This is a genomic window from Longimicrobiaceae bacterium (genome assembly GCA_035696245.1).
Lineage (GTDB): Bacteria > Gemmatimonadota > Gemmatimonadetes > Longimicrobiales > Longimicrobiaceae > DASRQW01.
In genome coordinates, this window is record DASRQW010000297.1 from 1 (window position 1) to 10,560 (window position 10,560).

The window sequence follows — 10,560 nt, forward strand, 5'->3', positions numbered from 1 at the left end:
ATGTGCTCCGTGCCCACGTAGTCGTGCTGGAGGCGGATCGCCTCCTCGCGCGCCATGGCGAGGACCTTACGGACCCGGTCGGTAAAATTGTAGTTCATGGCACCCTTTCTTGGCGAAGCAGGCGATCTCTCTCTAGGATGATACTGCGAAAGTCGCTCAGTCCGTGAGGTCGCCGTGCTCCGGCGGCCGGGCCGCGCCCTCGGCGAGGGCACGACGAACGTAGGCAGCGCGGCGGACGTCCGCATCTCCGTCCGGGAGCGCCGATTCGGCTGCCTGCTCGAGGTGTGCGGCCTGGCTGAAGATCATGATCCGGTTCAGCGAGTATACACTGAGCCCGGGTATTAGTTTCAGCCCCACGCCAAGCCTGACGCCGCTCAGAAGGTTCATCACCTCCTCGAAAGAAGCGCTCCTGGCGTGCCTCAGCAGGCCGTACGCCCTCCACACCTTGTCCTCGATCACCACCGGCGCGTCGCGCAGCAGCACGCCCCGCGCCGACGTCTCGTACTGGACCACCTGCTGCACGATCCGCTGCAGGTGGTCGATCAGGTCTTCCTCGCTCTTGCCCAGCGTGGTCTGGTTGGAGATCTGGAAGAAGTTGCCCACGACCTCGCTCCCCTCGCCGTACAGCCCGCGGAAGGTGAGGCCCACCTGCGCGATCCCCTGCAGGACCTTGTTGATCTCCTGCGTGAGCACCAGCCCCGGCAGGTGCATGAGCACCGACGCGCGCAGCCCCGTGCCCACGTTCGTGGGGCACGAGGTCAGATAGCCGAACTCGGGATGGAACGCGTACGGAAGTTTGCTCCCCAGCTCGTCGTCCAGCCGGTCGATCACCCGCCACGCGTCGCGCAGCCGGAAGCCGCCCAGGATGCTCTGGAGCCGAAGGTGGTCTTCCTCGTTGACCATGATGCTCACCGGCCCGTCGTCGCCCATGAGGAGCGCCGCGTCGGTCGCCGGGCCTCCCCCGCTGCCGCCCACCAGCTCGCGGCTCACCAGGTGGCGCTCCACGAGCAGCTGCCGGTCGGTGGCGCCGAGACGGGGGATGAGCAGCGCCGGACCCGCGCGCAGCGACTCCGTGGCGGCGGCGGCCTCGCGCGTGAGGCGCAGCACGGCCTCGCGGTCCGCCGCGTCTGCGCGAACGCCGAAGCGGTGGCCGTGGAGGTTGCGCGCCAGGCGGATGCGCGTGGAAAGCACGATGTCGGCGTTGGGGCCGTCGGCGTGCAGCCAGCCCAGGCCGGCTTCGGGGTCGCGGGGCAGCTTCTGCGTCTCCACGGCTACTCCACCGCTTCCAGGCGGCGGATCTGGTCGCGCAGCGCCGCCGCGCGCTCGAAGTCCTCCTCGTCCACCGCCCGCTGGAGGCTGCGGCGGAGCGAGACGGCGCGCGCGGTGCGGTCCATCTCCGTCGGGTCCGGCGGCAGGTAGACCTTGCCCACGTGCTGCGTACCCCCGTGCAGCTTCCGCAGCAGGCCGCGCAGGCTGCCGTCGAACGTGCTCCAGCAGCGCGAGCAGCCCAGGCGGCCGGTGCGCTTGAAGTCCGCCAGCGTCAGCCCGCAGCCGGGGCACGCGCCCGCGGGGGCCGCCGTTCCCGTCGCACCCGTCTTGCCCATCTGCGCCAGAAAGTCGGCCAGGGGCCCGCTGCCCGCGCCGCCCACGCCCGTCTCCAGGCCCTTGGCGGCCGCGCAGCCCTCGCACAGGTGGCGCGTGGTCATCTGGTCGTTCTCGATCTGCGTGAGGTGGATCGCCGCCTCGTGCTTGCCACAGTTGTCGCACCGCATTCGTTGAAGCCCCTCGCGGGATTGTGCCTCGCGCGCCGCGCCGGAGAGACCGCGCATCCGCATCTGCCGGGCCGCGGCGGCTCGTGCCGCGGCGCTCCGTGCAGTGTTACACCGCGGGCGCTATTCCGGGTCGCCGCTCCCCCGCCCCGCATCTCCCGTCCCAGCTAGGTCCGCAGACGACAGGACCGACGCAGCGGATCGCGCCGGGACCGAAGCTCCGTCCGCGGACAGCGGCAATGCGGCGAGGTCGGCGACGGACGCTTCCTCCGCTGCGGCGGCCATCTCCGCGGCAGGGGCGACGGCGGGGACCAGGTGGCCGCCGTGCAGCCGCAGCACACGCCCGGCGCGGCCGGCGAGCCCCATGTCGTGCGTCACCAGCACCATGGCCGCGCCCTGGATCGCGCTGACGTCGAACAGCATGTCGTGCAGCCGCTCGCTCGTCTGCGGGTCCAGGTTGCCCGACGGCTCGTCCGCGAGCAGCACCACCGGCCGGTTCGCCAGGGCTCGCGCGACGGCCACCCGCTGCTGCTCGCCGCCGGAGAGTTGCGAGGGCTTGTGGTGCAGGCGCCCCTCCAGGCCCACGGACGCGAGCAGCTCCCTCGCGCGGTCCAGCGCCGCGCCGCGCGCGACGCCCTGGATCAGCTGGGGCATCATTACGTTCTCCACCGCGCTGAACTCCCGCAGCAGGTGGTGGAACTGGAAGACGAAGCCGATGGTGGCGCCGCGCAGCTTCGCCAGCTCCTCGTCACCCATGCGGCTCAAGCGCCGGCCGCCTACCTCGACCTCGCCCTCGCTGGGCCGGTCCAGGCCGCCCAGCACGTGCAGCAGCGTGGACTTCCCGGAGCCGCTCTGGCCCACCACCGCGACCGTCTCGCCCGCGAGAATATCAAGATCCACGCCGTCCAGCACGCAGATCGCGGAGCCGTCTCCGCCCACGTACTCCTTGCGCAGGCCCCGCGCCTGCACCGCCGTAGGCACCGCCGCGCCGGGTGCGCCCACGGGGGTCGCCAGCACGCTACTCATGGCGGATCGCGTCGATGGGGGTGAGCCGCGCCGCCTGCATGGCCGGGTAGATGGTCGCCAGAAACGAGATCACCAGCGTGCTGAGCAGGATCATCCCCACGTCGAACAGGTCGAACGCCACGGGGAGATGGCTCACGAAGTAGATGTCACCGGGAATCTTGATCAGCTCGAAATAGTCTAGCGCCCACGTGATGATCCCCCCGCCGATCCCGCCGATGAGCGAGCCGACCGCGCCGATCACCAGGCCCTGGATCATGAAGATGCGCAGCACCTTGCGCGAGCTGAGGCCCATCGACTTGAGCACCCCGATCTCGCGCGTCTTGTCCGCCACCACCATGACGAGCGTCGAGACGATGTTGAACGCGGCGACGATCACGATGAGCAGCAGGATCACGCTCATGGCCAGCTTCTCCAGCTTGAGCGCGGAGAAGAGCGAGGCGTTCATCCGCTTCCAGTCGTCCGTGCGGTACGGAACTCCCAGCTTGGCGACGATGGCGTCGCTCACCGCGTCGGCCTGCAGCGGGTCCGGCGTGCGCACCTCCAGCCCGCTGACCGCGCCGCCCAGGCCGATGAGCTGCTGGGCCGCGGGGATGGTCGTGTACATGAACTTGTTGTCGTACTCGTACATCCCCGTGGTGAAGCGCCCCATCACCTCGAAGCGCCGCATCGTGGGCATCACGCCGCCCGCGGGGTTGATCTTCAGCGCGTTGCCCTGGAACGCGGTGATGGTCACCGTGTCGCCCGGCAGCACGTTGAGCCGCGTCGCCAGCGCGTAGCCGATGAGGATGGGAGGGAGGCCGGACGTCGTGGGGCCGAGGTGCAGCGAGTCCAGGCGGATCTTCTTGACGATGTCCGTGACCGGCGGGCCGGGCGAGGTGGCATCGACCCCGCGCAGGATGCCGCCCTCGGCGTAGCCCGAGCGGTTGGAGACGCCCACCTCGGTGTGGACGAAGGGCGCCGCAGCCAGCACGCCCGGCACCTGGCGCACCTTTTTCATCGCGCCCTGCCAGTCGTCCATGCGCATCCCTTCCCCGTACGTCATCACCCAGATGTGCGGGTTGGTGCCCAGGATCTTGTCGCGCAGGTCCCTCTGGAGGCCCGTCATCACGGAGATGACCACGATCAGCGCCATCACGCCCACCGACACGCCACCGATGGCGATCAGCGTGATGAGCGACAGGAACCGCGTCCCCCGCCGCGAGGCGAGATACCGGCGGCTGATGAACCACTCGATGTTCATCGCCCGCCTCCCGTCGAGGGACGGATGGAAGCAGACGCGAGCGCAACGGGCGATCCGCATCTCCCGAATCCGTCGACGCGCGCACATCCGCTCGGCCGATCCGGATGCGCGGACGAGCGGACGTCCATCGGACGCTCGCCATCTGCCGGCCAGCCGAACCCGCGGGCGACGGTCATTCCGGCCTCAAAGTCGGGAAGAGGATCACGTCGCGGATCGACGGCTGGCCGGTGAGGATCATCGTCAGCCGGTCCACGCCCATGCCGAAGCCGCCGGTGGGCGGCATCCCGTACTCCATCGCGCGGATGAAGTCCTCGTCCATGCCCTGCGCCTCCTCGTCACCCGCGGCTTTCAGCCGTACCTGGGCTTCGAAACGCGACCGCTGGTCGATGGGGTCGTTCAGCTCGCTGTACGCGTTGCACAGCTCCTTGCCGGCGACGATCAGCTCGAAGCGCTCCGTCAGCTCGTCGTTGCCGCGCTTCGGCTTCGCCAGCGGCGACATCTCGCGGGGGTAGTCGGTGATGAAGGTGGGCTGCACCAGCTTCGGCTCCACCAGCTCGCCGAACAGCTCGTCGATCAGCTTCCCCCGCCCCATCGTCTTCACCTCGTCCGCCGAGACGCCGAGGGCACGCACCCGCTCGCCCATCTCCGCGTCCGACAGCGTCTCGACGTCGACCCCGCCGATCTCGCGCAGCGCCTCGTACATCGTGTACCGGGCGTACGGCGGCGCGAAGTCGATCTCCGTCCCGTCCCGCTCCACCCGCGTGGACCCGAAGACCGACATGGCCACGGCGGACAGCATCTCCTCCGTGATCCGCATCACGCCCTCGTAGTCCAGGTACGCGGCGTAGAACTCGAGCATGGTGAACTCGGGATTGTGGAAGCGGTCGATCCCCTCGTTGCGGAAGTCCTTGGAGATCTCGTACACCCGCTCCATCCCGCCCACGATCAGCCGCTTCAGGTACAGCTCGTCCGCGATGCGCAGGTAGAGCTGCATGTCCAACGCGTTGTGGTGCGTCACGAACGGCCGCGCCGCCGCGCCGCCGTACAGCGGCTGGAGCACGGGCGTCTCGACCTCGATGAAGCCGCGCTCGTCCAGGAAGCGCCGCAGCGCCGTCACGATCCGCGCGCGCGTCACGAACACCTCGCGTACCTCGGGATTCACCGCGAGATCGGCGTAGCGCTGGCGGTACCGCGCCTCCACGTCGGTGAAGCCTGAGTAGACCCGGCGCTCGCCCGTCTCCGCGTCCACCTCTTCCTTGCCCATGGGCAGGGGGCGGATGGACTTGGCGAGCAGCGCGAACTCGTCCACCCGCACCGACACCTCGCCCGTGCGCGTGCGGAAGAGCGGGCCCGCGACGCCGATCCAGTCGCCGAGGTCCACCAGGTCTAGCAGCCCGTATGTATCCGCCCCCAGCTGGTTGACGCGGAAGTAGAGCTGGATGCGGCCGGTCCGGTCCGCGAGGTGGACGAAGGTGCTCTTGCCCATGTCGCGCTTGGACACGACGCGGCCTGCGAGGCGCACCACGATCTCCGCCCCGCCCTCGCCTTCCCCGCCGTCCACGAACGCGGCCAAGGCCGACCCCGCGTCGTGCATGGGGTCGAACGAGTACGCGAACGGCTCCACGCCGCGCTCGCGTAACGCCGCAACCTTCTCCAGCCGGTCCCGGCTAACGCGGTCTCTCTCCCCGGCAGTCGCCTGGCTCTCGTCCATCAGTGGTGTTCCTTCCCGAACTCCCGGAGATATGCGTGGATGAACGGGTCCAGGCCGCCGTCCATCACCTTCTGCACGTCGGGGATCTTCAGCTCCGTGCGGTGGTCGTTGACCATCGTGTACGGCTGGAAGACGTACGAGCGGATCTGGCTCCCAAACGCGTTGTCGGTCTTGGTGCTCTCGAACTTCGCCTTCTCGGCCTCCTGCTCCTCCAGCGCCTTCTGGTACAGGGCCGCTTTCAGCATCTTCATGGCCGTCGCGCGGTTCTTGTGCTGCGAGCGCTCCTGCTGGCAGGCGACTACGAGCCCGGACGGAAGGTGCCGGAGACGGACGGCGGACGAGGTCTTGTTGACGTGCTGCCCGCCGGCGCCGGAAGCGCGGTACACGTCCATCTCGATGTCCTCGTCGCGCAGCTCGATCTCAATGGTGTCGTCCACGCTCGGGTAGAGGAACACCGAGGCGAACGACGTGTGCCGCCGCGCCGCGCTGTCGAACGGGGAGATGCGCACCAGGCGGTGCACCCCGCGCTCCGCCTTGAGGTAGCCGTAGGCGTACTGCCCGCGCACCTCCAGCGTGGCGCTCTTGATGCCCGCCTCCTCGCCCTCCTGCCGGTCCATCAGCTCCACGTCGAAGCCGTGGCGCTCGCCCCAGCGCACGTACATGCGCAGCAGCATCTCGGCCCAGTCCTGGCTCTCCGTGCCGCCGGCGCCGGGGTGGATGGTGAGGATGGCGTCGCGGTGGTCGTCTGGCCCCTGGAGCATGGTGCGCAGCTCCAGGTCCTCCAGCTTGGTGCCGACCTCCTCGACCTCCTTCTCCACCTCGGCCGCCATGCCGGCGTCGTCCTCCATCTCCAGCAGGTCCAGCATCTCGCCCAGGTCGTCCACCTTACCCGAAAGCTGGGCCCAGGGGTCCGTCCACAGCTTGAGCTGGTTCGCGTCGGCGATCACGGCGCGCGCGGCCTCCGCGTCGTTCCAGAACGACGGGTCGGCCATGCGGGCCTCCAGCTGCCTCAGCTGCTCGTGCTTGCCGTCGAAGTCAAAGAAACCCCCTCAGCTCGTCGAGCCTTGCGCGGTAGGCGGCCAGTGTGGGGCGCATCTCGTCACTCATCTGTTCCGTCCGCTCTCTGTGCCGGTAGCAACGACAAGGGCCGTCCGGAAGGGACGGCCCCAGTGACCTGTTCTACAACGAATATACCCCGCTTCGCAAGCCCAGGCAATTCCGCGGTCGGGGTGCGGCGGGCGGTCAGAAGATGGCGTGCCCCTTCGCCAGGATCTCGTTCAGCGCCTCGCGGAAGTGCGGCGTGGAGCGGGCCAGGTCGGCGCCCACCTGCTCCACGTACTCCTCCCAGCTCTTCTTGATCTCGTCCATGAACTCGCGCTTGAGCGTGCCCGCCGCCAGCGCCGTGTCGCGCCGCTCCGGGTGGTACGTCACGATGTCGCTCACCAGCGCCCGCGCCAGCCGCCGCGCCTTCTGTGCGGGATCCGTGGACCCGAACGACGGCGGCGGCCGCTTGACGGGCGCCGCGGCCGGAGCGCTCACGGGAGCCGCCGCGGGCGCGCTCGGCGCAGGAGATGGAGCCGCGACCGGCTGGGCCGGAGGCGCGGGCCGGGGCTGAGTGGGCGTCGCGGCCTGCGCGACGGCGGGCACGACGGGAGATGCGCTCGGGGCCGGCACTGGTGCGGACGGAGACGACGGGGCGGACACGGGAGATGCCACCGCGGGAGTCGCCGGCACGATCTCGGCCGCCGGGCTCGCGACTGCGGGCGTCTCGGCGGAGACGGGAGACGCCCCCGCCGTCGCCGTCGATGCGGTCGACGCTGCCTGGGCGGCCGATGCGGCGCCGGCCGCCACCGGGGCGGTGGCGCCAGCCGGGACGCCGATCTCGAACACGCCGCGGCAGATGGAGCAGCGCGCACGCACCCCGCCCGCTGGGATCTTCTGCGGGTCCACGCGGAAGACGGTGTTGCAGTGCGAGCATTGAGCGTTCATCGGTTCGAACCCCGCAAGCGTGTCGTCTGGAAGCCCCGGCCGTGCAGGCGCAGGGCGGAGTGTCTGGGGAGGTCCTGCCCAGCTATGCGCCGGCCGCCGCCGTCTCCGGGGCGCCAGCCGCGGCGTCCTCGGCCGAGGGGCGGTCGGAGCGCCGGTCCACCACGTAGATCGAGCCGGAGAAGGTCTTGGCGTACGCCTTCATCTCCGTCGCCAGCTCGCTGATCTGCGCCGTGTGCGTGAACGTGCGGTGCTCGTTCGTCACCACCCCGATCGACAGCGTCATCAGCGGCACCTTGTACATCTCCCCGCGGCGGTCCTTGCCCATGAAGAACCCCTGCTCGCGGTCCTCCGGCTGGTACTGGTACGGAATCAGCTCGTTGAACACCGAGATCACCTCCTCGCAGCACACCCGGAAGTCGTCCAGCGGCGCGTTGAAGATGAAGTCGTCCCCGCCGATGTGGCCCACGAACGCGTGCGGCGAGTGCGCCAGCACGATCTCGCGCAATATGCGCGAGAGGATCAGGATGACGCGGTCGCCGTTGTTGTAGCCGTAGCGGTCGTTGAACTCCTTGAAGTGGTCCAGGTCCGCATAGCACACCGCGAACCTCTCGCCCTTCCGCAGCCGCTCGCCGATGTCGCGCTCGATCTGCACCGTGCCCGGCAGCAGCGTGGTGGGGTGCACGCTCACATCGCGCTCCGCCCGCGCCACCGCCATCTTCAGCCGCAGCGCGAACTCCCGCGGCGAAAGTCCGTCCACCAGCACCTCGTCCGCCCCCGCCTCCAGCGCCGCAGCCGCGCCCTCATGCCCCTGCTCCGCCATGTACATGACGATGGGGATCACCGACGTGAACGCCTCGCGCTTCATGGTGGTGCACAGCGCGATCGCGCCCTCCGCCGGGTCCGTCGCGTCGACGACGAGCGCGGCCGGGTACACGCGGCCCGCGCGCACGCGCACGTCGCTCGCGTCCTGCAGCTCCAGCACGGGAAAGTCCGAAGCTCGCGCGAACTCCTGGACGGCCGCGGGAACCGGGCGGCCGTGGGGGGAGAAGTGCAGCAGGACGCGTTGGGGCATGGAGTCGCTTCGCCGGGGCTGGGGGGTCGGTCCGGAATACTATCCGCGGGTGCGGAGAGTGTCAAACGTAGTCCGGCTCTTCTGCGGAGGCACCCGGCGGCGAGGCGGGACGCGTCCGGTGGAGAGGATAAGAGCCCGCGCGCCGGGGGCAAAAGTTGCGCGCACAGGCAAGGAGTAGCGGCGGCGGGTGCGACGCCTGCCGCCCGCGGAAAGGCGGCGGCTGGCGCGCCACGTCAGAGAGGCGAGGCCTCGTCGATCAGCAGGATCGGCACGCCGTCGCGCACTTCGTAGCGGAGCCGGCAGTTCTCGCACACCAGCGCTTCCGGCTCCTCCTCGTGCACCAGGTCGCCTTTGCACTTGGGGCACACCAGGAGGTCGAGCAACCATTGTTCCATGACCGTCACTGCTCCGCTTTGGGAAGGTTGAAGCCGAGGCGCTGAAGCGACAGCGGGTCCTTGCGCCAGCGCGGCAGCACCTTGACCCACAGGTCCAGGTACACGGGCGCGTCCACGAACGCCTCGATCTTCTGCCGCGCCGCCGAGCCGAGACGCTTGATCGCCGCCCCACCCGAGCCGATGAGGATCGCCTTCTGCGTGGGCCGCTCCACGAAGATGGTGCAGCGGATGTATATCGGAGAATCACTCTCGCGGTACTCATCTACACGCGCCGCAATGCTGTACGGGATTTCCTTCTCGTAAAGCTCGAACACAGTCTCGCGCACCAGCTCCGACACGAAGAACCGCACCGACTGCGAGGAGACGTCGTCCTCCGGGTACAGGAACGGCGACACGGGCAGCCGCCGAACCACCTCGTCCCGCAGCGCGTCGACCCCGGCGCCGGTCTTCGCCGACACCTCCATCGCCTCGCGCCCGAACGTCTCCGTCGTCCACGCCTTCACGCGGCGCCGCTTCTCGGCCGTCGCCAAGTCGGACTTGTTCGATACGACGACCAGGTTGGAGTGCCGGCGCACCAGCTCCATCACCTCGTCGGTCAGCACGGGCACGTCGCCCGCCGCGTCCACGAGCAGCAGCAGCACGTCGGCCTCGCCGATCACCTCCACCGCCGCATGCATCATCGCCTTGTGCAGCAGGTATCGCGGGTCCACCAGGCCGGGCGTGTCCAGGAAAACCATCTGCACGCCGTCGCGCGTGTCGATTCCCAGCACGCGCTCGCGCGTGGTCTGCGCGAACGGCGTCACGATGCTGAGCTTCTGCTCCACCATGCAGTTCATGAGCGACGACTTGCCCGCGTTCGGCAGCCCGATCAGGGCCACGTACCCCGCGCGCGTCTCGTCCCCACCCTGCTCCATCACCTCTTCGCTTGATTCCATGCCGCGAATCTACCCCCGAAATTCAACCCGCCGCAACCTCTCCGTCCAATTGCGGCAGGTATGACGGCCATGTCTGTAGATGAACACCACCCTTCGGCAGATGAACAGCCGGCGACCCACGGCTGTCCTCCGCACCTCGGCCGATGTGTGGCGGGCGATGAACCTGGCGCGGGGATTAGCGGACGTGCGGCGCTCTTCGGAATGTCCGACGCCGATCACGCTTCCATCTCCATCGATGCGAGACCTCACGCGGCTCGCCGCACTCCGACGAGGTATCTGCCCAACGCAACAAGCCCGTCCCGATCGAGGAGATCGGAACGGGCAGGTTGTGTAGGGTAGGCCGGCGGCGCCGTACTCTCCCACCGGGTGGCCCCGGCAGTACCATCCGCGCAGCGGGGCTTAACTTCCGAGTTCGGGATGGGA

Annotated in this window: 9 protein-coding genes, 1 rRNA gene and 1 pseudogene; all 11 read right to left on the minus strand. The window is 69.3% G+C overall.

Annotation, left to right across the window (positions count from 1 at the left end):
- Positions 1 to 156 precede the first annotated feature (156 nt).
- Positions 157 to 1,269, minus strand: coding sequence for a protein arginine kinase (locus VFE05_13880; protein ID HET6231159.1), 1,113 nt, complete (start codon positions 1,267 to 1,269; stop codon positions 157 to 159).
- A 2-nt stretch (positions 1,270 to 1,271) separates the two neighbouring features.
- The gene (locus VFE05_13885; protein ID HET6231160.1) at positions 1,272 to 1,772 is read right to left on the minus strand and encodes a UvrB/UvrC motif-containing protein; all 501 of its coding nucleotides are present in this window, start codon (positions 1,770 to 1,772) and stop codon (positions 1,272 to 1,274) included.
- 120 nt (positions 1,773 to 1,892) lie between these two features.
- Entirely contained in the window at positions 1,893 to 2,795 is a 903-nt protein-coding gene (locus VFE05_13890; GenBank protein ID HET6231161.1) for an ABC transporter ATP-binding protein, read from the minus strand.
- The gene (locus tag VFE05_13895) at positions 2,788 to 4,035 is read right to left on the minus strand and encodes an FtsX-like permease family protein (protein ID HET6231162.1); all 1,248 of its coding nucleotides are present in this window, start codon (positions 4,033 to 4,035) and stop codon (positions 2,788 to 2,790) included. The genes VFE05_13890 and VFE05_13895 overlap by 8 nt, the downstream gene beginning before the upstream one ends.
- A 172-nt stretch (positions 4,036 to 4,207) precedes the next feature.
- Entirely contained in the window at positions 4,208 to 5,746 is a 1,539-nt protein-coding gene (gene lysS / locus VFE05_13900; GenBank protein ID HET6231163.1) for a lysine--tRNA ligase, read from the minus strand.
- A pseudogene (gene prfB, locus VFE05_13905) lies at positions 5,746 to 6,774 on the minus strand (peptide chain release factor 2). Before prfB ends, lysS begins: the two are co-directional and overlap by 1 nt.
- Before the next feature lie 214 nt (positions 6,775 to 6,988).
- Entirely contained in the window at positions 6,989 to 7,735 is a 747-nt protein-coding gene (locus tag VFE05_13910) for a zinc-ribbon domain-containing protein (protein ID HET6231164.1), read from the minus strand.
- An 82-nt stretch (positions 7,736 to 7,817) separates the two neighbouring features.
- On the minus strand, positions 7,818 to 8,807 hold the full coding sequence (locus tag VFE05_13915; protein HET6231165.1) for a diguanylate cyclase: 990 nt from the start codon (positions 8,805 to 8,807) through the stop codon (positions 7,818 to 7,820).
- Between the two features lie 233 nt (positions 8,808 to 9,040).
- Positions 9,041 to 9,202 carry a Trm112 family protein gene (locus VFE05_13920; GenBank protein ID HET6231166.1) on the minus strand — a complete coding sequence of 54 codons (162 nt, stop codon included), beginning with the start codon at positions 9,200 to 9,202 and terminating at the stop codon, positions 9,041 to 9,043.
- Between the two features lie 5 nt (positions 9,203 to 9,207).
- On the minus strand, positions 9,208 to 10,137 hold the full coding sequence (gene era, locus VFE05_13925) for a GTPase Era (protein ID HET6231167.1): 930 nt from the start codon (positions 10,135 to 10,137) through the stop codon (positions 9,208 to 9,210).
- A 338-nt stretch (positions 10,138 to 10,475) separates the two neighbouring features.
- A 5S ribosomal RNA gene (gene rrf, locus VFE05_13930) occupies positions 10,476 to 10,560 on the minus strand; the annotation flags it as partial.

What these genes read in the sequence shown, in the direction of transcription:
- VFE05_13915 (HET6231165.1), bottom strand. Translation starts at nt 8,807, where the DNA reads ATGCCCCAACGCGTCCTGCTGCACTTCTCCCCCCACGGCCGCCCGGTT.
- VFE05_13895 (HET6231162.1), bottom strand. Translation starts at nt 4,035, where the DNA reads ATGAACATCGAGTGGTTCATCAGCCGCCGGTATCTCGCCTCGCGGCGG.
- VFE05_13920 (HET6231166.1), bottom strand. Translation starts at nt 9,202, where the DNA reads ATGGAACAATGGTTGCTCGACCTCCTGGTGTGCCCCAAGTGCAAAGGC.
- era (HET6231167.1), bottom strand. Translation starts at nt 10,137, where the DNA reads ATGGAATCAAGCGAAGAGGTGATGGAGCAGGGTGGGGACGAGACGCGC.
- VFE05_13885 (HET6231160.1), bottom strand. Translation starts at nt 1,772, where the DNA reads ATGCGGTGCGACAACTGTGGCAAGCACGAGGCGGCGATCCACCTCACG.
- VFE05_13890 (HET6231161.1), bottom strand. Translation starts at nt 2,795, where the DNA reads ATGAGTAGCGTGCTGGCGACCCCCGTGGGCGCACCCGGCGCGGCGGTG.
- VFE05_13910 (HET6231164.1), bottom strand. Translation starts at nt 7,735, where the DNA reads ATGAACGCTCAATGCTCGCACTGCAACACCGTCTTCCGCGTGGACCCG.
- lysS (HET6231163.1), bottom strand. Translation starts at nt 5,746, where the DNA reads ATGGACGAGAGCCAGGCGACTGCCGGGGAGAGAGACCGCGTTAGCCGG.